This is a genomic window from Acinetobacter sp. MF4640 (assembly GCF_002018895.1).
Taxonomy (GTDB): domain Bacteria; phylum Pseudomonadota; class Gammaproteobacteria; order Pseudomonadales; family Moraxellaceae; genus Acinetobacter; species Acinetobacter johnsonii.
In genome coordinates this window covers 1-24762 of the sequence record NZ_MVOM01000056.1, presented here as the reverse complement: position 1 = coordinate 24762, position 24762 = coordinate 1, and the positions used below count along the sequence as shown (strand labels likewise).

Genomic DNA, 24762 nt, shown 5'->3' with positions numbered 1-24762 from the left:
ACCATCGGTTACGGACTGCCGGACTTCGCAGAGGAACTCAACTACGGAGTCGATCTATCAACCATCTGATAATGGTATCAGGTTGGTGGGGTAAAGGTGCCCCATCAACCATTAAATCCGTATACCCATAAATATATTATACATATATTGATTTGTGAGTACAAAACAATATGTGTAAGCAATCCTAAGCGGGACTTATAAGGCAAGCCCGCATTTCAACCATAGTTATTTATTGAAGTCAGTCAAAGTATGAAGTGCGGTAAATATTCTTTTTGCTGTTTCAGGTCTAACGCTGTCTTTATCTCTTAGAATATTGCCAATCCAGATAGCAAATGCGGGATAGTCTTTATTCCCTGCAAGATCACCTAGTTCATGTTGTCTTGAAAGCTTGGCTGCATAAGTTTCGATTTGCTTATCACTAATTTTGCAAAATAATTCCTCGACCTTATTTTTTTCGGTTGTAGTTTTTTTCGGTTTGGCTTCGTCCTTAACTTTAAACTTAAATTGAAATCCTGTAATTACTCGACCTGTTTTATGTTGTTCATACTTCACTTGAATATCTGTTAAATCATTTATCTGAGAAATCGCTGGGTCAATAACTCGTTTTTTAAAGTCACTCATTGTTTTATATTCAGTATCTTCTAACCCTAACTTATGACGAAAATCTTGTATTTCAAATATTGGGGTTTTTCCTGTACTGCGCCATGCAATCAATAATTCATATAAACGTAATGCGTATTTGCCAGTAAGTTGTGCAATTTGTTTGATTTGATAACTTGTAAAATGCTTCTCTAAACGTGTTATCAAAGGAACAACCGCAGGGGCAAAGATCACCTCTAATATTGCCAAGTGAGGAATATAAGCCATTTGCGAAATCCATCGTGATTTAATGACAATTTCTTTGTCGGTATCTATTTGTTCTTTAAATGAAAACTTCCTTTCAAACAGATTATTTACTGCATTTTTTAAAGCATCGTAGGCAGCTTCTTTAGTTACATCAAAACGCTCTGCATAATCACTTGCATGTATTTGAAGTCTACTATCTGAAGTGATTCCTTGACCTGTTTCACGCGCTTTAATGATAGATAAAAGAATTAAACGCTGTTCTGTTACTTCCAAGTTATAACTGGCATTAATTAATGCGTTATCTTTAACCACTAAATCATTTTGCATAACAAATAACACTCAACACTAAAGGACATAAATATTCTATGTCATTTTAACGACATTGACAAGCGTTGTCATTAAATAACAAAGTATTTGTCTTTATATAGCAAAGAAACTGTCGTTGAATAACAAAGAATCTGTCATTGAATAGCAAAGAATCTGTCATTGAATAGGCTTTGAAACCCTTGTGTTTAAAGGCTCACAACGATTCTAAAAACATTTAAAAGTATTTATAAACCTTAAAAGCCCAATTCTTATTTTTAAATTAATTTTTTTATTGTTTTACGTGTATCAAATACAAGTTAATACCTCATATAGCTTTAAATGCTTCTTATTGATTGCTGTAGGCTCTTTAACTTTTAACTTGGTATAGATCATCAATGTTAGCCCTAAAGCTGTATAACAAGCATCTAGCGTTCAATAAGATATATATTCTTTGAATAACATCACTTCCTATAAAAGATTGTACTTAGCTCGAAAGTTTACGCATGTATTGATCATGCTTGCATGAACAATGCTAAGTAAAGCTTTGAGCAATCAACCGACTGTTAAGAGTTTTGGCAAAGTATGGACCAAGCAATGAAGTTGCTAGTCCATACGTGCTAAAACGGTTTTAATTAAGAGGGTAGGGCGGTTTTAATGGCGGGAAAACATAGAAGATAGACTGGCATAAGTAATGCCTAAAAGTAGCAAAATGCCACGTATCCGCAGAAGTAAAAAGCAGAATACAACCATACTGAACCAAAAAAATTTAGTCCCAATTAAATTAGGTAAAAAAAACATAATAATTGCAGGCATTAAAAAGCCAGTGATGATAAGTACCTTGATTATAATTTTCAGCATGTCCAGTACCTCTAAAGATAAATAAGCCCCACTTATTGGCGGGGCGGTATATCTAGCAGCTTAAAAATATTAGATAGATAGGGTCGCTTGTTTTGGCTCTCCAATTCACTTATAGCGTACTCAATTGCAATTTGATCTACTTGTGTAGTTAAGTAATCAAAGTTCTTTTGATCAATCTCATTATTTATGATTACTTTGCTTTTTAAATCGTCTAGGTTCATATCAACCCTTTAATCTTCATCTAGCTTTAATAGGTTCTCATTAATAAGCCATGCAGATAAAGCTCGTCTTATCTGATCACTTCTATTAATTCCATAATCGGCTTTAAACTTATCTATCTTCACATCAAACAAGTGGTTAATCGTATAAATCAGCTTCTTAGAATTACCTTTGCTTAATTCTTCACTATAAGGTGCATTCGGATTATTTAAGAAAAATTCTAATGCTGATCGTGCAATATCAGCCAATACAATTTTTCTCTTATCTGCCACTTTTTCAATTTTTTTGTATAAATTAGGGTTAATCGCAATTTTTTGAATCTTGTCAAAATTCAATGAATTAACGATATGAGATTTTTCATTCGCAATGTGAGCATTGCTAGTATTACTAGCAATGCTTTTGGGTGCTTTCATTAAACGGCTTCCTCAATTTTAATGATGTTTTCACGACTAAAAATTTCATCAATAAGTGCATTAACTTCATCAATGGCTTTCTTGTCTTTTTTGCCATGATCATCTTTATATTCAAATATTGATAAGCCCTCACCTAAACAACGTGCATAAGCTGTACGTAACTCGATAACGGTATCTAAAATTGGTAAAGGATAAGTAGCAGCTAACCAGTCTTTTACTTCATTAAAAATTTTAGTATTTGTTTTAACGCCACTTAGTAAAAAGTATGATGAAAAATCACGGTAGCCCTGAATTTCATTAATGGATTGTAGAGTTGCTTTTGTAGCCCAAGCATCGAGTGGGCTTGTCGTATTGGGAACAATAGCTATATCGCAAGCAACGATTGCAAGGCGTGTTAATTCTGACTGGCGACCTGCTCCATCAATAATGACAAAATCATAGTTTACTTTTAGCTTGGCAACTTCTTTCGCAAGGTTTGTTTTAGGCACACCGATAACAGTTAAATCTAATTCAATACCTGCTTCATCCCTAACAGTAGCCCAGTCAAGTGAGCTTGCTTGCGGATCTCCGTCAACAAGTAGTACGTCATACCCACGTAATGACAAGCCAAAAGCAAGATTGATAGAGGTAGTAGTTTTTGAAACACCGCCTTTCTGATTTGTTAATGCAATTACCTTAGAAAGTTTCTCTGTTTTATTACTCATGTTCTTATTCCTTTTAATAATTAATCTTTAATGTTTTTAACTGGTCGTCTAGCTTCAGGCAAAATACCATTATCGACCATCGTTGAGATTAAATAATCCGTCAAACTAAGATTATTGTCTTTGCAGAATTTCAGAAGTTTCTGTTTATCTTCATAGTTCATACGTGCTTGAAAACGATCTTCTTTAACTACTTCTTTAACACTGTTTTGGTTTCCGATCATGGTTGATCGTGACATACCTTTTGTTGTTCTAGACATTAGTTCAACTCCTATTTGTTAATACCTATATTAATTTGTACTCACAAAACAATCAAGGTGTATTTTAGATACTTTTGTAATTATTTTCTATTTGTCTAATAGTTTGTTATTTAAGTTGTTTATCAATAAAACTGTATATAAATAATAGTTATATGGGTATTGGAATAGGGGCTTTTAAAATAAAGTTCTTATCTGTTTCAACCTCACAACCTTAGTCGTTTTCGCTACGCTTCAACCGCCTTGCAGTTGGTGAGATTGAGCAGATTTCGGCAATATTCACCCTAGATAGCCTAAGCAAAAAAATGCTTAAAATGGCTATCTTGAATATTGCCGTTGTAGCTTTGCTGTCGGAGCCGACATCGCTTTCAATCGACACTGTATGCCAATGTAAGGGCATAACAGCAAGTGAGTATTTAGAGCCTTACAGCTCCCCCTGCACACGCATTATCTCACTCACTAGGTCGGTAATCTCAAGGAGGGTTTCCCCAACGTCTTATTTATACCAGTCCCTAGCGTATTCCCTGCGTCCCCGCCTATTGTGCGTTCATCAGCAAGCGGGCGTTTTACACTGGCTAAGTGTTTAACTCTTGCGTTGGTGATACTGCCGTCACTTATATCCTCCTGCTACACCAACCGTCTTTAAAGCCCTATGCCATTGTTATTCCATTTAAGGCAATGCACTTACAAACATAAAGCTTTATAAAACACAGAAGTAGACGAAGCTCGGCAAATAGACAATGCGCTTATTTGATACACGAATAGACACTAATTTAACGAAGTTTTTTCATTGGATGACTTGCAAAATTGCTCATAAATGCAATAATAGAGTTCAGGTACAAGCCTTTCAGGTGAAATCATAACGGTCGCCAAACCTTATGATCTTCGTTAGATGATGTTATTGGCATCAAATAACTGTGTACCGAAGAATATAGAACATAGCCCCGATAGTTGCAAGACTATCGGGGCTTTTCTATGTCCGCTATTTCTCATTTTCCTATTATCAATCAAAGGCTTTTGTTTACTATTTGTTGAAATATCAGAGAGTTATAACTCTAAAAAACCAAGTAAAAAGCATTATTACCTGACTAATTATTTCTCATTAAATAAAAATAAATTAACTATCGCCCTGTGTATCTGCGGGAACGGTAGCCCTTGCATACAGTCGGTTAATTGCTCAAATCCTTACTTAGTATTGGCTATGCTGAAGCATTCCCAATACGTGGATAAGCTTTCGAGCTTTTATACCCAATAGTAAAAAATTACAATTAAGTAACTGAATGTTAATATTTAATAATAAGAATGTTATTTTTTTTTTACCATTTGAAACAGTTGAAATAGTTGGATTTTAGTAAAATTGTTCTATTTTTAGACTTATAGAGTTATACTGTTATAACTCTACAGATAGTAAGGTTAAACCATGAAAAAAGTCCTCGTCACAATATGCCTTGTGAGCCTAACAGCACTTACAGCCTGTGCCACAAATACATCATCACAAAAGGGGTTAAAAAAATCTCCATGCGCTTGTGTATATCAACCAATTCCAAGCGCTGAAAATCAAATATCTGCCCCATTCGCTCAAGTGATTAAAGCGGTAAAGACTGGGGGTAATGTCGTATGAAAAAACTATTACTCCCTATCGCTACGGCTTTAGTTTTAACGGCTTGTTCTGATGAACCTAAAGTGCCTGAAGTCAAAGGGGATGACTATGTGGGTGTTTGGATGAACCCAGTAGGGCAGCAATCACAATCAGCAAATGACGTAATTATCAATGATCGAATCATTATTGATAAAAGCACGACTAATGATGTTTACACCGTCACTATTTTAGCTAAAGGCGTTTTTACAGAAATGAAGTTTAAACCTGATAACGGTTTGCTCTGTGCGCCTAACGATGCTTGTTTTCAGCTTGTAGATGGAAAGCTAAAGCTTGGTAGTGAAAGCGGTGTTCTAACTTATGAGAGAGAACAGCAAAATGGAAATCAATAAAATTAAACTTGGTCTAGCTTCTGCGGTTGTCGCTTTAGGTCTAACAGGTTGTTTCACTTCTAATCCTGATATTTCAGGTGTATGGATTCCTGAACATACCCCGAAATCTGAATTTTTTTACTCTTACTATGTAATTTCTGAAGCTGATAAACAGGGAAATTTCGCAATAAAAAAAGTCAATTATCAAATCCAAAACATGAACCAATATAACCCTGCAAAGTTGCCTAAATTTACTGGTGAATCAAGTGGAGTATTAACATTCGTTAAAGACGATACATATTGTTATGAAGGCTCTTTGGCTACTGATTGTTTTGTCTATTCAGACGGAAAATTAAGAAAATCAGATACACAAAACTTTTTCTTAAAGACTTCTAAAAACCCGCCCGAAATTCCCGTAATTCGTTGAGGTCACTATGAAAAAGATTATCTATGCTTTCTTGCTTCTATTTAGTTTCCTTAGCTTTAGCTCTGCTTATGCAGTTGATAACTTTACCAATCCACAAGACTTAGGTAATGGCACTGTAGTTAGCAACCCTGACGGCTCTATAACCATTCCTAACGGTAATGGAGGTTCTAAAGGTAATGAAATATCCCAAAATGTATCCCAAGTTACTCAAAGTGGTATGGCTGAATTAGACAAGGTTGTTGATAGTCTGATCAAGGGTGTTGATAAAAATATTAAAGATAATTTGCAAGGTTACTATCAGAAAGTAACTGCTCCAATCATTCCAGTTTTTGCAGGCTTTATCATTATTTGGATTTCGTTCCAAGCAATTAAAATGATGCTGGGTATGGCTGTAGAAATTCAGGGAGTAATAGCAACTTTCGTGATTATGCTATTGATCTGGTCAATCGTATTTTCATGGGATGCTTTCTTTCCATACGTTGCTGAAGTATTCCTCGATGATGTACCTAACTTGATTACTGAAATGACAGGGACAGATTCAAAAACTACTTTGCAGTCTTTTGTATCTATCATTTTTGAATCTATTGCATTGGCTTTCAGCAATATTGATACAGGCATTACCAATGTCGTTTCGGGCTTCTTTTTCGTACTGATCTATAGCTTAGTTTTTGGTTTAGCCTGCATTGTCTGCGGTTTGTTCTTCTTAATTTGGATTATCTGCAAAGTCATTATCGGTATTCTAATTGCCGTTGCACCAATTTTCCTTGCATGTGCAATGTTCCCTGCAACTCGCAGATATGCCACAAACTGGCTGCAAGCGATTTTAACCCCTCTTGTTGTTCTTCTTTTGCTGATTGTGAGCTGTGATCTAGTGCTTACTTCAGTTGTCGCAGGCATTCAAAATCTTAATGAGAACGGCAGTACATTCGTTGGCGCTTTCATCATGGTTATCGTTTTAATTGTTGTAGTGGGGTTGTTTTGGATTGTTCCAAAGATTGCAATTTCTCTAGTCGGTAGTGGGTTTGAAGCTTCAACCAGTGCAACTTCAAGTATCACCAGTTCAGGCACTAACGCTGTTAAAAGTTTTGGTCGTGGAGGTAAACGCTAATGACACCACAAGAAAAGGCGCAGTTAGACGCTCAAATTAAAGAGATTCAAGACAATACTAAAAAGTCTGAAAATCGTAACGGCAAAATCACTATTTGGGTTCTTGGTTTAGCGACTGTTTTAGGTATCGGTAATATTGCTCAAGGTATCGCAATTAAGGGTTTAACGCCTTTAAAACAACCAGTTCCTATGATTGCTGTAATTGATTCTGAAACTGGAATTATGACCAGTGTAGAAAAGTTTGATTCAACTACTGACCCTAAACTTATTGAAAAATTAGTGACCTCTTATTTTTGGGACACTATTAGTAACCGCTACGGCTATTACGGCAAAGTTGGTAAAGACCAACTTTCTGCACAGTACAGCAAGGCTTCTATTTTCTTAGACAGTCAAGACCGTACAGACTTTGAAAATGAAGTTAGTGGAATGAATCAAAACTCACCTTACAACCAACTTGGTGAAACTGGCTCAATCACTCCTAAAGTTATTGCTGTCAATTTTCTTGGAAACAAAAAAGTTCAAGCAAACTTCAAAACAACTGTTATTAAAGGCGCTGAAATTCGCCAATACAGCTATACCGTGACGGCTGACTATATCACTGACAACTTTGACGATCTCAACGTAAAAGATCGTTGGATTAACCCATTTGGCGTGAAGTTTAAGAACTGGAACTTAACGCAAAATTCATCAAATGATGCGCTAGTTACTCAAAACCCAGTTACTCAACCATTGCCTAAAGCTGAAGCAAGCACTGCTTCTGATCCTGTGGCACAGACTAATAATCAATAAGGTAATCGGATATGAAAAAGACCCTTATAAGCATATTACTTACAGCAACGTGCATTGCTTCAGCTCCAACTTTTGCTCGTCAAATTCCTGTTGGTTTAAAAACAGATAACCGTATTAAGGTTGTTCCTTACTCTGAAAGCCACGTTGTTGAACTATCAACGACTTTTGGTATTTCAACTACCGTGGAGTTTGGAAATGAAACTATCCAAACTGTTGCTTCAGGTGACACGATTGGATGGCAAATAATCCCACAAGGTAATCGTCTATTCATTAAACCTGCCGAAAAACCACAAGCAGGCATGAACCGTACAAACTTAACCGTAATCACGGATAAGCGAAATTATTACTTCAATCTATTCAATAGCTCACAGCCAGTTTATGTACTGCGCTTTAACTATGCAGATACCAATAGAACTAATCGTTTATTGGCTCAACAAAATGCACCTCGTCCCGCTTTAGGTGAACTGCCTATGACAAGCAAAAAATGGGGCATGGATTCCACTAAAAGCAAGTCTATTAAAGTTCTTGGCGTAAGTGATGATGACCAATTTACATTTATTCGCATTGCGAAAAACTCACCTCGTCCCGCAGTTTATGCGGTTAATGGTGAGGGATACGAAGAACTTACCAACTCAAGACAAGAGGGGGATGTAATTGTGATTGAGAAAGTAACCGATGCTTTTACTCTGCGACTTGGCAAAGAATACGTGTGTATTCTCCGTAAACCTGAAGTGATTGGAGGTAAATAAAATGACAAATGAAAATAAAAATTTGGCTAACGATGACTTTAAAACCCAAGATAACTTCAGCACTGAAACTCATGTTTTCCATGATGAAAAAAAACAAGCTGCTAAAGATGATTTTGAACGTCAAGATGCTTTCGACAACAAGCCTAAAACTTCTGTTAAGAATATCGACATAGGCAAGTTGGTTAAGTTCGGTGGCTTACTAGCCCTCATTATTGGCTTGGTAATTTTTGGAGTTTATCTGAAGTTGCAGAAGAACAAAGAAAGCCGTGTAGAAAGTGGGGTAGAAAATGCTGTTGCTAAACCAGTAACAGGAATGGACGGCAGTAATTATACTGGCATGGATAGATTCGGATTCGGAAATCCGCAACCAATTCCAACTGCTACTACCCCTGACCCTGTAAACCCTAACGAAAAAAGCCCTGAACAGCTCGAAATGGAACGTCAATTAGCTGAACAGCAACAACAACTAGCAATGCAACAAGAGCAGGCTAGACAAGATGCTATGGCTAAAGAACAAGCCCTTTTAAATGCCCGCTACAAGTCTGGAATCATGGTTAATGAAAACGGTGGTAAAGGTGGCGGTGTTAGTCCTAATGGTGATGCTAGTGCAATGGCAGGCATACCGCCTGAACTTGCACCGTTATTTATGGGTATGCAGGCTTCACAACAATCTAATGCCAACGGCAACCAAGCGGGTGCAAGCAATGTAAATCCACGTATTGCTAACAACTCTGCGGGTTCTTTGGGTGGTCGCTTTGATTCAAGCACTTCTAATCAAAAAGCGCCTATCGCTCATGCAAGTTATAACGCTGATCGTAGAATGCTTATACAACAAGGCAAGATCGTAGATGCAGTTTTAGAAACTGCGGTTAAAAGCGATTTACCTAGCAACATTATTGCTCGTGTAACCAATGATGTTTATAGCGAACAAGGGCGAAATCGTTTACTGCCTGCGGGTACTCGTCTGTTCGGTCAATATTCATCAATTGTTAATGACGGACAAGCAGAAATCGGGGCAGTTTGGAATCGTGCAATCACACCTAATGGCGTAGAAATCATGCTCGATAGTCCAAGCACTAACAGTCTTGGTATTGCGGGCTTGGGCGGGAAAGTAAATAACCACTACGGACGTATATTCGGAACAGCAACTTTACTTAGCATCATTGGTGCGGGTGTAAGTAATGCAGGCGTTAGTAGTAACGACCAAAATAATGCTTCACAGACTTATCGTAGTGAAGTTGCAAACTCATTCGGCAATCAAGCTGACCGTGTTTTACAACGTAATTTATCAATTCCTCCAACTATTACAGTGGCTCATGGCACACGCATTAAAGTGCTAGTTGCTAAAGACTTGGACTTTTCAACCATTTTAAACCAATAAGAAAGGCGCTTAATTATGTCAATCCTTGTACTTGAAGATTTGAAAAAAGCTTTTGGTGATGATCTTGATAATGATCAAATTACTGAAATTTCAGTTAATAAGCCTTTGGAATATTTCATTGCTATGAAAGGTACAAGGGACATGATTAAAAAAGAGAATCCTAACCTTACCTATGCACTTTTGAAGCGATTAGCCGAAGGCATTGCAACTGAAACAAATCAAACAATTTCAGAAGCACAGCCTTTGCTTTCTGCTCAAATTGCATCACCACAACATGAGGGTTTATTTTTCCGTATTCAATTTGTCCGTGACCCTGCTGTAACTGGCGGGACGATTGGCTTATCTATTCGTAAGCCAAGCATTTTAAGTCTGCCATTTTCAGCTTATGAGGACATTTTAAACTCGGTTGAACCATTCTCAAAAATCACAGCAAAAGAGCAAGAGCTATTCGATTTATACGAAGCTCGAAACTTTCATGAGTTCATCCGTAAAGCTGTTGGCTATGAAAAAAATATCATTATTTCTGCGGGTACTGGGTCAGGCAAAACAACTTTTTTCAACTCAATTATTCATGACTGTATTCCACTTGGCGAACGACTAATCACAATTGAAGATGCTAAAGAGCTACGCCCGCCCCATGAAAATACACTGCAACTTTATTATTCAAGAGGTGGACAGGGTAAAGCTAAAGTCGATGCACAGTCATTAATGGAAGCTTGCCTGCGTTTGTACCCAAAACGCATTTTACTTGGTGAGATTCGAGGTGCTGAAGCATTTACTTATTTAAACCTAATTTCTTCAGGGCATGGCGGTTCAATTGCGACCTTACATGCCAATGACCCACTTAATGCTATTGAGCGTCTAACGCTCATGGTTCTTATGGCAGGCACGACTTTAACCAGTGACCAAGTTAAATCTTTTGTTAAACAAAGTGTAGACATTATTGTTCAACTTGGACGAACAGAAACAGGCGGTTATGGCTGTTCAGCTATTTATTTTAAAGCTTATGAGGATTTCAAAAATGAAAAAACACATCTTTCTAGCGTTGCTTAGTTTAGCTAGTGTTGCCTGCTCATCTAAGGGCTTAGACGGACAATACAATCGTATTGATCAAACAGCATTTGAGAAAGAACAAGGCATGAGTAGCGGGCTTATCGTTGCCAATAAAGGTACTCAAGTTACCTTAAAAAACTCATGGGGTGATGTTGCCTTGTCGAGTGTAGAGAAAGATCAAAAAATGATTGTTCAATATAATAATCAAGATGCTTTTTTGATGGAACAGAAAGGCGGTGTTATTACTCTGACCGATGTTGATAACCCAAGCCAAGCATACAAATTTAAAAAGGACTAAGCCATGAAAAAAACAACTATTGCTCTTTGCGCCTTAATTAGTTTGTCTGCTGAAGCACAGTTACCGCAGACATTTACCCAAGTGCTTCAGTCATTTGCTCAAGTCAACCAATTAACGTATGTGCCTGAAACTCCCAATCAAGGTAACTATGTTACTTATAAGTTTTCAAGTGATGCCAATTGCCAAAACGAAGCATGTGCTGATCTGAAAGTTTATTACAGCATTGACCCTGCTTGTGTACCTCAAGGAGTGGGTTTATTTGGTGAATTACCTGTAAGCATCCCCAATGCAAAAGCATTATTTATCTCTCCGACCATTTCTGACAATACAAGCCAAGCCCATGACTTTATGCGGGTTCAGGTAAATGGCGGGTGCTATGAGTTATCAATGGGTGAGCAAGGCTCACACTATAAAACCTTAGTTGATTTAGCTAGCCGTTTGGCTGTGGCTAAGTGATGAAATAGCAACGGCCAACTTTAAACAGGTGATTTCATCCCTGGTTAAAGTGTGCTGTTGCGGTAGAGGAATAATGAAAATGAAATTAAAGAAACTATCGCTACTTATATTGGTAGGTTTAAGCGGGGCAACTATTGCTTCAAATTTACCTTATAACGATATTGTTACTTCAGCTTCAGCTAAATATGGATATGACCCGCTTTTAATTCATGCCGTAATTCAAAAAGAATCTTCGCATAATAATACTGCTCAATCAGGCGTAGGCGCTCAAGGCTTAATGCAACTTATGCCCGCAACGGCTCGTTCTTTGGGCGTTACCAATCCCAATGACCCTACACAAAATGTTAATGCGGGTACTCGTTACCTGAAGCAATTAAATCAGCAATTCGGCAACATGCCCCATGCACTCTATGCCTATAACTGGGGCATGGGTAATTTACGTTCGTATCTGAAAGGCAATAAAAAAATTATGCCTAAAGAAACGCAAGACTATGTGCCTAAGATCGCCCAGTTCTACAGAAACTATGGCGGTACTGGTTCATATTTTGGTGGCAACGTAATTAAGGGCGGGTCTACTTCAGGTGGCAAGCCTGTGACCACTGGCATAGAAAATAGTAATCAGAAAAAAATTCAAGCCAAACTAGAAACGCAAAGCGCATGTAAGCCTGTAAAACTTCCTGAAGCAGAACAAGTCGATATTGATTCGCCTGTCAATCTCCCGCCTATTCCCCCTGTAACTGGTGGAGTAGGTAAAACAGTTTTTGACCCAACAAAAAATGCCGATGCAGCTCTACAAGTTCAAGAATTAATGAGGCAGATTCAAGTCTTGAAAGGGCAATATGACAGCGTGACTAAAGGACTTGCAGGGTTAGGACTTCTTACCAATGTGATGCAAATTGCAGGCTTTGAATTGCCGAATGGCTTTGATGCTCAACCGACTAATATTTTCAATACACCTAAAGAGCAAAACGCCTACAACGAATTGCAACGTCAAATTGCGACCAATACTGGCGTATATGCAAGCAAAGAATTGGCACAGATTCAAAACATAACTGCAAGCCGTGTAAATACAGCTTATGTAGATGCTGAAGTAGCTTGGACGCAAGTAAATTGCAACATGCAAAACTTGAAGTCATTGGCTGAAGTACAAACCAACACATTGAAGCAATCAAAAGACCTAGCGAATGCCCTTGCTATTGAAAACAGTATGTTGATAGCAAATCAAGCGAAACTTAAAGCTAACATGCTCATGATGCAGTCAAGTATGGATTCTTATAAGGTCGCTTCCCATCAAGCGGTTCAAAAATTCTTGGGGACAGTGAAATGAATGATCAATCGCAAAAAATCTTCGGTCACGCTGTTTTAGCTGTTGTAATCACAATGCTTACAACATGGCTTATTTTTTTACCGAAGTTTTTTATTATTCCAAAAGATAATAAAGTTCAAGCTATTCTTTATGCAATTCCCTTGACGTTTAAAACGCCTTTATACGTTTTAATATTGTTGTTGGCTTTAGTTATTAGTAGTGTTTTGGCTTGGTTTTACTTTCAAAATAATAAAACACCTTTTGGGGGCGAAAGATACGTTCGTGTTCTTCGGGGCTTGCAATTAGTAAGCCCATTCAAATTAAAAAGAATGACCAAAGAAAAAGATTATCAAATCCGTTTTTGCGGTATGCCAGTTCCTAAAGATTTAAAATATAAACACTTCCTTTTAACTGGTGGTACTGGTCAAGGTAAATCAGTTTCAATCAGTGATTTTTTAGATTCTTGTGTTGCTGATTCTCGTAGTAAAACCCGCTTAATTGTGATTGACCCTAACGGAACTTATGCGAGTTTATTTGCTAAGAAAGGTGATGTGATTTTTAACCCTTTTGATGCTCGATCAGTCAATTGGTCAGTGCTTAATGAAGTACAAAATTCTTATGACATTGAAACTTATTCAATGACAATTATTCCTAAATCTTCAGACGCAAATCACGAAAATTTTAATACGATGGCTCGTACTATTGTTAAATCTGCAATGACCAAAGTTTTAGAAATGAATGAAATAACTAGGGAACAGCAGACCCAACAATTTTTAGAAATTTTATTAATTTCAAGTGACGATAAACTCAAAGAATTTCTAGTAGGTACGCAAGCTTATAGCTTGCTTGGTAACTCTGAATTAGTCGGAACTTTACGTAGTATTGTCACTACATATTTAAGCCCTCACACCCATTCTAGAATTGGTGATTTTTCATTTAGGGATTATTTAAAGCAGGGTACTGGCAATATTTTTATTACTTGGCGTGAAGATCAATTAACAGCATTGCAGCCATTGGTTAGCTGTGCAACTGACGTTATTTGCAGTTCTTTATTATCTGACTTTGACAATTACTCTGATTTTATATTTTGCCTTGATGAACTCGGCTCTTTGAACCGTTTATCATATCTCGAAGCAGTTTTAACAAAAGGGCGTAAACATAGACTAATTGCTTTGGCAGGCATTCAAAGTCTAGCGCAATTGATCACGATCTATGGTGATAAATTCTCTATTACCTTGCGTGGTTGTTTTTCTTCTTTTGGTGTCTGTGCTGTTAATGCTCAAGATACTTATACACCTCAAGAATATGAAAAAGCTTTCGGTGCAATTGAAGTATTAAGAAAAATGAAATCTGCTAATAAAGATTCAAGACCTGAACTTGTGAAAGAAAAAGAGAACGTAGTTAAAGCTGAAGAAATAAGCAGTCTTAAACCTCTCAACTTTTATATGAAGTTTTCAGGACATTACCCCCCTACTTTAGTAACTATGAAATACCGTACCTATGCTAAAGTTTCGGATTCTTTTTTAGCTGTCTAAAACTAATTTTAGGGACAATTTATGAAACGTGAACAACTTTATGTAAGTGATGAATTTTCCGCAGAAATGGACGAACACTTTTTGAGATATAAACGTGGTGAACTAAAAGTCCCTGAAGAATTTAAGAATCGCAGACTTACTAAAAATCTAATTTATTTATTAGCTTTAGATCAATTTTTTAAAGAGAAACATAATTTTGCAAATAGACCATTTGAAGATTAAGCTAGTAGAGTTATACTGTTATAACTCTATAAGGAATAATGACAATGTTTAAAAAACTTATAATCGGTTTAGCTTGCAGTACACCACTGTTTGTTTATGCGTCACCTTATAGTGATCTTATTCACAAACACTCTGTAGCCAATGGTTTAGACCCTAATTTAGTAACGGCTATTATGGCTAGAGAAAGCGCATTCAAGGCAAATGCTCGATCACATAAAGATGCTAGAGGGTTGATGCAAGTCATTCCCTCTACTGCTCGTTTAATGGGCGTAGACCCTAGCCGATTGTATGAACCTGAACAGTCTATTATTGCGGGTACTCGGTATCTCGCTTTCCTGAACAAAAGGTTTAATGGTGATCTTACAAAAATGATTGCTGGGTACAATGCAGGACATGGGGCAGTTGAAAAGTTTGGGGGCATTCCTCCTTACCGTGAAACTCAAAACTATGTACGCCTTGTGTCTAGCAAATACCAAACACTAAATGGGGGTGGTTCATTTAAAACTTACACAGCAGATAATCACCCTACTGAAGCCAGTCGAAAAAGTGACATCCTTGTTCTTGCTTCATGGCAACAAAATCAGTACCCGCAATACTCCGCAAATCAAATTCCAAACACACAAAACAATAGCTATTCAGCACAATCTGAACCTGTACGTTTGCGTGTAAATAATCAACCAAGTAATGAACAGAATGTACAACAAGCATCGTTTGTTCAAACTCTTAACAAAGGTCAATACGTCCAAGTATTTTAAGGAATAGATTATGAATCTTTTAAAAAAAGTTAATCCTAAGCAATCTGCAATTTTCTTATTTGCTGTTTTTTATGCTCAATTGGCAAATGCAGCGTTTGGTCAAAAGTTTGCTCAAAAGCTTAACCAATTTAATGATGAATTAGTCATTATCGCAGCAGTCGCTTTTGTGACTGGTGTTATTTGTTTGGCAATCACACTGCTTGGTGGTGGTAATGAAAAAGTTAAGCGTTGGGGTGTCGGTTTAATCGTTGCAGGTATCCTTGTTTTCGTTGCCCCTGATCTTGGTAATTTCTTCTTTAACTAAATAGGTCAGCCATGAGCAAAACTACTGAAAAAATCGAAGAAAAAGACTTGCTGTTTGCGGGTCTTGCCCGAACTGCAAGGGTGGCAAATATACCTGTAGATATTTTCGCTTATTTTTTTCTAATTTGTAGTTTTGCTACATGCTTTTTAGCACTTGCAGGCAACCTCAAATTAGGATTAATCATTTCAGGTATAACCTATTTATTGTTGGTTGTAGTGACCTACCAAGAAGATAGAGGGATTCAATATTTATGGTTTTCGACCAAACGTAGACTACAGCGAACTAAAGTTTTTGGCGGTTATAGTTTTGATTCTCACGCAAAAGCTACCGATGAAAATATTGAATATAGTCAAAAAAAAATAGCGGGTGCTGAACAAATGGAAATCAATAATTTACCTTATCTAAGCCCAATTAGTGAACATGATATTAAACTGGTTAATGGTGATATTTTCACAGTTCTAAAAATTACTGGCTTTCCGTATGAAACTAAAAGCTATGCTCAATTAAAGAATTTAAAAAAATATCGTGCAGATATGTTTAAGCAACTTGGCTCTCGCTTTGTTGTTAGTGTTTATTATGATCGCCACGAAGTTACAACCGAAATACCGCCTAAAAATGGTAATGAATTTTCAGATAGTTTTAACCAAAAATATTATGAAAAATTATCTAATGAACGCATGTTTCAAAATGATATTTATGTGTCTTTACTTGTCCGAAAATCCAACCCAAGCGACCCGCCTTTAACTCGTCTTAAAAATTTGTTTTTCAGAAGTGATAATGAAGAACAGATGATTGCTGAATTAAATAATGCTGTGAGCATGTTTAAAGAATATCTCCAAGATGCGAACCCAAGACAGTTAGGCACTTATTCAAAAGATAGCGTTTTATATTCTGAAACAGTAAATTTTCTCGGTTATTTACTAAACTTAGAAAAAGCTGAAATTCCGCTTCATCCAACTGAAATTAGAAACTACTTAGGCTATACACGTAGAGTTTTCGCACCTGACGGAACTATTAAGTTTTATCATCCAAGCGGTGAATTAACAGCAGGGGCGATTTATAGTTTGCCGACCCCTAGCTATCCAGAGGGTAGCGATCACACCATGTTAGATGAATTTCTAAAAGTTGATCATCCTTTAATTATTGCTCAAACTTTCATGATGATGGACAGACGCAAATCTATCAGCATGAGTACAACTCGTCAGAACCAATTAAAGAATGCTCAAGACAAGTCAGAATCACAAATTGAAGCAATCAACCAAGCAATTGATGACTTAGCTTCAGGGCGCATTTTAAACGGCATTTATTCACTAAATGTTTTAGTTACCTCTAAGACCCCATCTGAATTTAAAGAAGCAATGCAGAAAACTAGCGGGGCATTTCAGCGCAATCACATGATACCTAAAAAAGAAGATTTAATTTCTGAACCTACTTTTTACTCTATGTTGATTGGCAACTATCACTTACTCCAAAGACCCGCAACTATTAACACGACTAACTTTGCGGGCTTTGCCAGTATGCACAATAGTTCTACTGGCAAAAAAGATGGCAACCATTGGGGTGAGAATGTTATTCAGCTTAAAACGACAAGTAATACGCCTTACTACTTCAATTTCCATGAACATGATGTAGGTCATACTCGTATCACGACTGGTACTGGTGGCGGTAAGACTACTGTAATTAATACGCTTCTGACTGCTTCAGATAAGTTTAAGCCTTATATTTTTCATTTTGATTTTGAGTATTCAGCTTCAGTTTGGATTAAAAGCATGGGTGGGCGACATACTGTTTTAAGTGAAATGGTTAAAACTGGTTGGAATCCATTGCAGTTAGATGACACGGAACAAAACCGTTTATTTCTAAGAAATCTATTTTCTTTTATGGCTCAAGACTACAACGATAATGGTAATCCAAAGCCTTTAAGCACTGCTGAAGAAAACAAGATCAAAGACGTTGTAGATGCTGTTTACAGCTATGAAAAGCACCTTAGACGGCTTAGAAACTTTATTGGCTTGTTTGGTATGGCTGAAGATAACAACATGGCTGAACGCATGTCAAAATGGGTTAATGATGGGGTTTATGCCAATATTTTTGACAATGAAAGTGACAATTTCTCAATTGATGGCGCTCGAATTTTCGGCTATGAAATGAAAAATGTCATTGATAATGATGTGGTGTTAGGCGCTATGTCTATGTATATCTTCCATCAAATTGATATATCCATGTCTGAGGGCAAGCCCTTTATTGTTGTTGTCGAAGAAGGTCAAAGATATATCAGCAATCCGATTAACTTAGCATGGCTTAAAATCATGCTAACCACGTACCGTAGACGTAACGGTATGATGATCTTTGTTACGCCAACGCCTGAAGTCATTACAAGAGATGACGATCTGATCGGGCAGTTTAAAACATCAATTCTATTGCCAAATGATAAAGCGAATGTCGCTACATATATGGGTAATGACAAAAATAATGGCTTAGGCTGTACTCAAGCAGAATTTGATTGGGTTGTGAATACACCGCCTTATTTACGCCAATTTATGATTAAAAACTCGCATGATTCAGTTATTAGCAAATTAGATTTAAGCAATATGTCTGAAATTATCCCGATACTTTCAGGCAATGAGTTAAGACACAATATTCTTGAGGAAATATTGAGTAAGGATGAAAACTTGACCTACTCCCAGTGGGTACACGAATTTAACGAAAGGGTGAAATCATGAAAATGACTAAAATAAAAATGTCGGCTGTAGCTTTTGCTTTAGCCTTTACTGCTAATACAGCAAACGCTTGGGACGTTGTATTCGACCCGACAGCCGTTGCAAATATGGTCAAACAATTGGTTCAAATGCAACAACAATACGAGATCATGAAGAAACAGTACGAAAGTACAACTGGTAATAGTGGTATCGGAACTTCAGGCGTTAAGAATGTACAAGGCGTTGTTTCAGGCTCTTGGCAAGACGTTGTAGCCAATCAAAAAACTGGCTCATTTGGTAATGCTCAAAAGACTTATGACAAAGTGCTTACTACCATTGGTTCAGATGGTATGAATCAATTGCTAGGCAATGATCAATACAAACGAAGCTACAATACGGTTAAGACTGGCTTTGCTTTCAGTGACGCTTCATACAATGCTTTAAATGAGCATGTCGCAAACTTAACCACACTAAAGAACAAAATTAACTCGACCCGCAATATTAAAGAAGCTCAAGACTTAGCGAATGCGATTGCTATTGAACAAGGTTATATCAACTCGATTGGTGCTAAATTATCTGCTGTTCAAACTAACCTAGCATCTAACAATGCTTCAAGCGGTGTGACCAGCACACAAAGCTTTAAATCGTGGTTCGGTAACTAATTTCATCACAAGCTAACAATTCAGATTGTTAGCTTTTTTTGTCTAAACTTTAGGATTATCCATGAAAAAAATCATAATCCCTGTATTAGCCCTAATCGCTTTCAATACATACGCTGAAACAACACAGAATGGCACAGAAACGCCAGTTGCTATAGAAATTAAGCATACATCACTGACCACTAAAAAAGGCGAAATAGAGGTTAAAACCGATGGTAAAACCGTATCAGTTTCTAAAGCACCTGAAAGCCCTTTAATAAATACGGTCACAACTACGCAAAAAACTTTAAAAGCCCCTGAAGCTAAGAACTCAACAAAAGAGATTCAATCTGAACCAGTCAAAAAACCTGTAGTCATTTATCAAGCTAGTGAAATCATGCCTGAACTTAGCCAAGCTGATTTAGACTATATTAAAGCCGTAAATTCAAACGATAAAATCAACTCAATTGAAAGCAAGATCGTTAATAACGAAGTGATTAGCAAAGAAGAATTGAAGATTTTACGCCAAAAAAACCCTAACTATTGATAACCTTTTCCCCTCCCAATCCCTTTAATTTATTTAATAAAGTAGATGCTTGGTTAAGACTGCACACTTGCAGTCTTAACCAAGCATCGAAATATGATCTTTCCCTGTAAGAGTTTTGGCAAAGTATGGACCAAGCAATGAAGTTGCAAGTCCATACATGCTAAAACGGTTCTATGGTGAACTAAATAAGCTTTTTTTATTCTTTTCTGCTGCAATATTAAATTTTCATGCCTGAAGTGGGCTTATCTTGCTTTGGGTTTGACTGGCTTAGTTCATGTATCCTTGAAGCAGATAAAGATTTAAATGTTTTCTGCTGCGCTGTCACCTTTTGATCTACAACCTGTTTCACTTCAGGATTGTTCATATAGCGTTTTACATACTGATCACCATAGCGGGCTTTTACTTCTCTAATTTTTAACTCTACATTCGATTTGCTATAAATCCCTGTCGCATAGGTTTCACCTTTTTTAGTAGTTTGACCTGTAATTTTAATTTCAGCGTCTTTAGGTAAATTAGTGCTTTTGAATAAGCCGTCTTTTTGACTGTAGGCTTCATTCAGCTTGATATAGTCACCTTGAGCAACTGATAGCCCATTTGCAGACTTAGCAAAATCCGCACCCAATTTACCTTCTATTTTTAGCTGTATTCGGACTTGTTTAGTTATTTCGTGCTTATCTAACTCTAATTCCTTACGGCTTAACTGGGCTTCATCAGCTTGATTATTGAAGTTCTTAACTTCGCTAGTTTTGTATGCTCCTTGATCGTCCACAATCTTATTTTCAAGATTTAATAATTGCTCTTTAACTTCACTATAAATTTGCAAGGCAATATCTTCTGACTGTTGTGGGTCATGATCTGTAACCTGCTTTACGAGCATCATTTCATTTTCAGTAACATTAATTAGCTCAAGGCAATCTCGGCTCTGACGAAACAATACTAAATTGAGCTTACCACTTACTTTAATCTTTTTATCTATATAGCCGTCCTGTTCGACAAAATCATCTTTAGCAATCAGTAGGCTGCTAGTTAAACTGCTAACTATTTTTACGTCCATTTTTCACCTGTTTTTTCAATTCTTAAAAATTCAGATTTTTTAGAAAATACCACTATAGGGTATACCCTATTGTTATACAGTAATACCCCCAAAAACCCTATAACAATAGGGTTATTTTGTTAATCTAATGTGATATAACATTGAGGTTATAGAGTTTTGTTAGAGTCAAAATGAAAACAGATAATTTAGATATTGAAGATCAAATTAACAACACGCCTTTTCAAAGGGTGGGTTATGTTCGTGTATCAACCAAAGACCAAAACCCTGAAAGACAGCTTCATGATTTACCATTTAAATTAGATAAAGTTTTCATTGATCACTTTAGCGGAAAAACTGCCAAGCGCCCTGCACTTCAGGAAATGCTCGATTATGTCCGTACTGGCGATATTGTGTACGCACATGATGTTTTTAGACTGGCACGAAGTTTAATTGATCTTGTGACCATCATTCAGAAACTAAACAGCAAAGGCGTATCAGTAACTATTATTAAAAACAATCTGAACTTCACCCCCAATTCCGATGACAAATTTGATAAGTTCCAACTTCATGTTTTAGGCGCTGTAGCTGAACTGGAAAGAGGGATACTCAAAGAGAATCAAGCTGAAGGCATAAAGTTAGCCAAAAAAAAGAAAGGTAAATACAAGGGAAGATCGCCTGCTATTGAAGGTGAAAAATTAAATGAGTTAATTCAGACCCTTAAAAACAAGGATGATTCATACTCTTTTACCCAAATAGCTAAAGATTATGGTGTGTCCTATATGACTTTAACTCGATATAGAAATAAGTATTCAAAGCAAATTGACCCACAATCTGATTGACCTTTTTGACAAAAAAATAGCTTTAGTATGATACTTAACCTTGGTGAAAGATGTGACCAATATTATGACTAGATTAGTAAGCCTTTATTTTTAAAGGCTTATTTTATATTTTCTTTTAGTCATAAATTTAGTCATAAAATATAGAGAAATTAGATCAAAATATAATCAAATAAGTCATAAAAAATGATTCAATATTTCATCATACGTATCTAATTTACTTCCTTGTACTAAACTCATTAATCCAATCTGATAACATTTTCGCATCAAGTTCAATTTGTGAAAGATCTGGAGAAGGCGAAGGTAATTCATCTGATTGAGAGTGTTCATAGACAGAATATCTTGTCATCAGATCATCTATCAAATTACAGTCATTAGATTGTATTTTAGTAAGAGCTGATAGTCGTCCTTTAGTCTGTAAATCCCTTCTAAATCTTACTAGAACATCATTTAATAAAATACTTTCAACACATTTTTCTACAAGTATTCGAAATTCACTACAAATTTGTCTAGCTTCTCTTTCGTATAGATCAGCATCTCCATTTTCAAAATGTTTTTTAAGTTGTGGTAAAAATTCACCTGTAATTCTTGAAATTGCTTTTGCAGGTTTAGCATCACGTAAACTAAGTTTTGCAACAATACCTGCATCATTTCCAAGTTTCCTCAACGTCTCTGTATTGGCAGTAATAGGGGCAGGAAGGCCATGTTCACTAGCCTTATCTTTCATCGTTTTCACAGCAGCTTCTATTAAAGATAAAAGTGATAATCGGTGAGTAAAGATAATAACTTGTCTATCTTTAGCAAGTTCTGCTAATCGCATGACAACTCTTTCTTCAAAACTTTGGTCTAATGACGAAATTGGATCATCGAAAATAAATGGGGAATTTTGACCTGACCCTGTTATATCAGCAAGAAATGCTGCTAGTGCAACAATCCTTGTTTCTCCTTCACTTAATATCCGTTCTGCTGGAATTGTGGCATTATTGCCTTGCAATGTTAATCCGAACGTAATTTTGCCTTTACCTTGTTTTTTACTTTCAGGTTTTACTGGGAGCCTATTTCCGCCCAATTTCTTTAATTCTTCTTCAAAGCGTTTTTGATATCCTGCATCTAATTCAAGTTGTGCTAATTCATTATTTTTCTTAGTTAGTAAATTAGTACTTGTTAATTTGATGGCTTTATCATGTTCTGCAACTTTAATTAGCCTAGTTTTTTCATTCAAAATAGCTGACTTATTTTGATTTAACCATTGGATTGTTTGTAATTCTTTTAATCTATTTTCAAGTTTTTGCCTATGACCATCTTGCTGTAAATCTAGTAAAGTCTTTTCTTCTGTATTGATTTCCTTTACTAAAGAATCGAGAGAGGTTTCAATAGAACTCCATTCAAAGACTGGTACAATCGCTATATCTGATACTTGTTTAATCGCTTCATATCTAGATTTTAATTCCGCAAGATATTGTTTAGCATCATTTTCAGAGATGTTTAATAAATTCATTTGGACTATCCAGTCATGCTCTGATGGTAAGATTGGTAAGTCTTTAATTAAGTTATCTCTTATTTTTTCAGAATTTTTTGCCTCAGATTCTAAAGAACCTTGAACATATAATTGAAAATGACTAAGACGTTCTTTTCCAGTAGTATTAAGCTCTTGTTGGCATAAAACACAATGTGAACCTTCACCAACAAAAGGGAAACTATTATTAGGATATGCGTGTTGCTCTGAAAAAAGTTTTGCATATTTCCATAATGACATCCAAGCCTCTTGCCCCACGCCATCTATTTGGGAATTTTCAAAAACATTCCTCGCTTCGACATTTGCAATGTTACGCTTTAGATCAGCATCTACTCTTGCGTTAATAATATTGAGAATTTTTTCTTCAAGTAATCCATTCTTCAGTCGGTTAATATTATTAGATATTCTTTCTAATGTTGTTTTAGTCTGACTAATTGTATTTAAGCGACCAATAATATCTTTTTGAGATAGTGCTGATTCAATATTAATTCTTTCATCATCAAGCTCTTTGGAAAATACACATTTCTGTTCAATTTCTTCTACTTTAGTATTTGCCTTAAGTGATTTAAACCATGAGATAGATTCAGTTAGCTGTATATGCTGAGGTATTGTAGGCAATGAACAGACTTGTTGATTTCTAGCTTGATTCAAACTATTTGAAACTTTGTCACATATGATTATAAGTGATGAGATAAAGCGCATTCGACTTGGTTCATATGTAGCTTCATTTTTCCCCATATAAATTTGAGCAGTTTTAGAATCAAATATATGAATATGACGTAAAAGAGGTAAAGTTCCGTGTTGAGGTTCCCAACAAATATTTTGATTAGCCCCATTAGATGAAATTTCTACTTGAGCAGATGTTGGTGGGATATCTTCTAGGTATATATTACTTGAAAGATCATCTGTAACTTTGGAACCACACATTTGTTTTAAAAGACGAGAAAAACTAGTTTTTCCTGTACCATTTGCGCCATAAATAATTGTCAGATGATTCTTATCTCCAAAATTAAGAGAAGCTCCTGACTTAATTGCATTGACACCTATGACATTGAAAATTTTGTTGATACGAAGTATAGGGCGTTGTGCGGCTTGAACTATTGCTCCTGCTTTTATGTTTGAATATTCTGCTTCTTTTCCTAATGCTTCTGAAAGACATAGTCTTGCTAACGCATCAATCTCTTGTTCATTAGGCAATCGTTTGTTGTCAATAAGAAAACAAGCCGCAGATTGCAACCATTTAGGACGTTCATTAAGCCAAATTTCAAAGCTATCGTATTTAAATTCCATTTTTTATCTTAAAGTGAAATAATATTATTTTTAACAATAACAAATGTTTAATCGTTGGTGTTGAAATTCTGTTCATTTTCTAATAAACGTTTTTTATCTTGATGTGATAGAAGGTTAAACATAGCCCATATTGGTATAGATGCTAAAACCCTACAAATACGAGCAGTTCAGCTTACAACCAATAATGTCAGTGATTCACAGGTGCTTGGTGATTTACTTAATCAGATTCCACAAGATGAGCGGATTGACTCTG

The 24762-nt window shown here is 36.3% G+C and carries 24 protein-coding genes and 1 pseudogene; 19 read left to right on the top strand and 6 right to left on the bottom strand.

The genetic code is table 11. From position 1 onward, the window contains the following. Positions 1 to 225 precede the first annotated feature (225 nt). The 4 genes from repM to MF4640_RS15655 all read right to left on the bottom strand — a co-directional run bounded on the left by repM (position 226) and on the right by MF4640_RS15655 (position 3603). Complete coding sequence (repM, locus tag MF4640_RS15680) at positions 226 to 1173, bottom strand: replication initiation protein RepM (RefSeq protein WP_078390188.1); 948 nt, start codon at positions 1171 to 1173, stop codon at positions 226 to 228. Positions 1174 to 2240: 1067 nt separating this feature from the next. Further along, positions 2241 to 2642: a hypothetical protein gene (locus MF4640_RS15665; RefSeq protein WP_078390185.1), complete on the bottom strand. Its 402-nt coding sequence runs from the start codon at positions 2640 to 2642 to the stop codon at positions 2241 to 2243. Then, positions 2642 to 3346: a ParA family partition ATPase gene (gene parA, locus MF4640_RS15660; protein WP_078390184.1), complete on the bottom strand. Its 705-nt coding sequence runs from the start codon at positions 3344 to 3346 to the stop codon at positions 2642 to 2644. The genes MF4640_RS15665 and parA overlap by 1 nt, the downstream gene beginning before the upstream one ends. A 20-nt stretch (positions 3347 to 3366) precedes the next feature. Beyond that, positions 3367 to 3603 carry a hypothetical protein gene (locus tag MF4640_RS15655; protein ID WP_078390183.1) on the bottom strand — a complete coding sequence of 79 codons (237 nt, stop codon included), beginning with the start codon at positions 3601 to 3603 and terminating at the stop codon, positions 3367 to 3369. Positions 3604 to 5217: 1614 nt separating this feature from the next. Between MF4640_RS15655 and MF4640_RS15645 the strand changes: the two genes are divergently transcribed. The 17 genes from MF4640_RS15645 (at position 5218) to MF4640_RS15565 (ending at position 19834) form a co-directional block, all read left to right on the top strand. Continuing rightward, the gene (locus MF4640_RS15645) at positions 5218 to 5589 is read left to right on the top strand and encodes a hypothetical protein (RefSeq protein WP_078390181.1); all 372 of its coding nucleotides are present in this window, start codon (positions 5218 to 5220) and stop codon (positions 5587 to 5589) included. Then, positions 5576 to 5995, top strand: a complete 420-nt coding sequence (locus tag MF4640_RS15640) for a hypothetical protein (protein ID WP_078390180.1) — start codon at positions 5576 to 5578, stop codon at positions 5993 to 5995. The genes MF4640_RS15645 and MF4640_RS15640 overlap by 14 nt, the downstream gene beginning before the upstream one ends. Positions 5996 to 6002: 7 nt before the next feature. Continuing rightward, positions 6003 to 7103, top strand: a complete 1101-nt coding sequence (locus MF4640_RS15635; RefSeq protein ID WP_078390179.1) for a type IV secretion system protein — start codon at positions 6003 to 6005, stop codon at positions 7101 to 7103. Then, positions 7103 to 7891 carry a VirB8/TrbF family protein gene (locus MF4640_RS15630; protein WP_078390178.1) on the top strand — a complete coding sequence of 263 codons (789 nt, stop codon included), beginning with the start codon at positions 7103 to 7105 and terminating at the stop codon, positions 7889 to 7891. The genes MF4640_RS15635 and MF4640_RS15630 overlap by 1 nt, the downstream gene beginning before the upstream one ends. Before the next feature lie 11 nt (positions 7892 to 7902). Further along, positions 7903 to 8640 carry a TrbG/VirB9 family P-type conjugative transfer protein gene (locus MF4640_RS15625; RefSeq protein ID WP_078390177.1) on the top strand — a complete coding sequence of 246 codons (738 nt, stop codon included), beginning with the start codon at positions 7903 to 7905 and terminating at the stop codon, positions 8638 to 8640. A 1-nt stretch (position 8641) separates the two neighbouring features. Next, positions 8642 to 10021: a TrbI/VirB10 family protein gene (locus MF4640_RS15620; protein ID WP_078390176.1), complete on the top strand. Its 1380-nt coding sequence runs from the start codon at positions 8642 to 8644 to the stop codon at positions 10019 to 10021. Between the two features lie 15 nt (positions 10022 to 10036). Then, the gene (gene virB11, locus MF4640_RS15615; protein ID WP_078390175.1) at positions 10037 to 11074 is read left to right on the top strand and encodes a P-type DNA transfer ATPase VirB11; all 1038 of its coding nucleotides are present in this window, start codon (positions 10037 to 10039) and stop codon (positions 11072 to 11074) included. Beyond that, positions 11043 to 11372 carry a hypothetical protein gene (locus MF4640_RS15610; protein WP_078390174.1) on the top strand — a complete coding sequence of 110 codons (330 nt, stop codon included), beginning with the start codon at positions 11043 to 11045 and terminating at the stop codon, positions 11370 to 11372. Before virB11 ends, MF4640_RS15610 begins: the two co-directional genes overlap by 32 nt. Positions 11373 to 11375: 3 nt before the next feature. Then, on the top strand, positions 11376 to 11828 hold the full coding sequence (locus tag MF4640_RS15605; protein WP_078390173.1) for a hypothetical protein: 453 nt from the start codon (positions 11376 to 11378) through the stop codon (positions 11826 to 11828). Positions 11829 to 11907: 79 nt separating this feature from the next. Continuing rightward, entirely contained in the window at positions 11908 to 13155 is a 1248-nt protein-coding gene (locus tag MF4640_RS19915; protein ID WP_078390172.1) for a lytic transglycosylase domain-containing protein, read from the top strand. Further along, positions 13152 to 14669: a type IV secretion system DNA-binding domain-containing protein gene (locus MF4640_RS15595; RefSeq protein WP_078390171.1), complete on the top strand. Its 1518-nt coding sequence runs from the start codon at positions 13152 to 13154 to the stop codon at positions 14667 to 14669. Before MF4640_RS19915 ends, MF4640_RS15595 begins: the two co-directional genes overlap by 4 nt. Before the next feature lie 21 nt (positions 14670 to 14690). Beyond that, complete coding sequence (locus MF4640_RS15590; RefSeq protein ID WP_078390170.1) at positions 14691 to 14891, top strand: hypothetical protein; 201 nt, start codon at positions 14691 to 14693, stop codon at positions 14889 to 14891. 44 nt (positions 14892 to 14935) lie between these two features. Then, positions 14936 to 15646 carry a lytic transglycosylase domain-containing protein gene (locus MF4640_RS15585; RefSeq protein WP_078390169.1) on the top strand — a complete coding sequence of 237 codons (711 nt, stop codon included), beginning with the start codon at positions 14936 to 14938 and terminating at the stop codon, positions 15644 to 15646. Between the two features lie 10 nt (positions 15647 to 15656). Continuing rightward, positions 15657 to 15950 carry a TrbC/VirB2 family protein gene (locus MF4640_RS15580; RefSeq protein WP_078390168.1) on the top strand — a complete coding sequence of 98 codons (294 nt, stop codon included), beginning with the start codon at positions 15657 to 15659 and terminating at the stop codon, positions 15948 to 15950. An 11-nt stretch (positions 15951 to 15961) separates the two neighbouring features. Beyond that, complete coding sequence (locus MF4640_RS15575) at positions 15962 to 18673, top strand: type IV secretion system protein VirB4 (RefSeq protein WP_078390167.1); 2712 nt, start codon at positions 15962 to 15964, stop codon at positions 18671 to 18673. Beyond that, positions 18670 to 19311, top strand: coding sequence for a type IV secretion system protein (locus MF4640_RS15570; protein ID WP_078390166.1), 642 nt, complete (start codon positions 18670 to 18672; stop codon positions 19309 to 19311). The genes MF4640_RS15575 and MF4640_RS15570 overlap by 4 nt, the downstream gene beginning before the upstream one ends. A 61-nt stretch (positions 19312 to 19372) precedes the next feature. After that, entirely contained in the window at positions 19373 to 19834 is a 462-nt protein-coding gene (locus MF4640_RS15565) for a hypothetical protein (protein ID WP_078390165.1), read from the top strand. Between the two features lie 217 nt (positions 19835 to 20051). Here MF4640_RS15565 and MF4640_RS15560 read toward each other — a convergent pair whose 3' ends face one another. Beyond that, positions 20052 to 20888: a hypothetical protein gene (locus MF4640_RS15560; protein WP_078390164.1), complete on the bottom strand. Its 837-nt coding sequence runs from the start codon at positions 20886 to 20888 to the stop codon at positions 20052 to 20054. A gap of 170 nt (positions 20889 to 21058) precedes the next feature. On the opposite strand from MF4640_RS15560, the gene MF4640_RS15555 reads away from it, so the two are divergent. Beyond that, positions 21059 to 21706: a recombinase family protein gene (locus MF4640_RS15555; protein WP_078390163.1), complete on the top strand. Its 648-nt coding sequence runs from the start codon at positions 21059 to 21061 to the stop codon at positions 21704 to 21706. 214 nt (positions 21707 to 21920) lie between these two features. Here the strand turns inward: MF4640_RS15555 and MF4640_RS15550 are convergent, their stop codons facing one another. Beyond that, on the bottom strand, positions 21921 to 24509 hold the full coding sequence (locus tag MF4640_RS15550; RefSeq protein ID WP_078390162.1) for an AAA family ATPase: 2589 nt from the start codon (positions 24507 to 24509) through the stop codon (positions 21921 to 21923). 126 nt (positions 24510 to 24635) lie between these two features. Between MF4640_RS15550 and MF4640_RS19115 the strand changes: the two are divergent. Beyond that, a pseudogene (locus MF4640_RS19115) lies at positions 24636 to 24762 on the top strand (transposase); the annotation flags it as partial.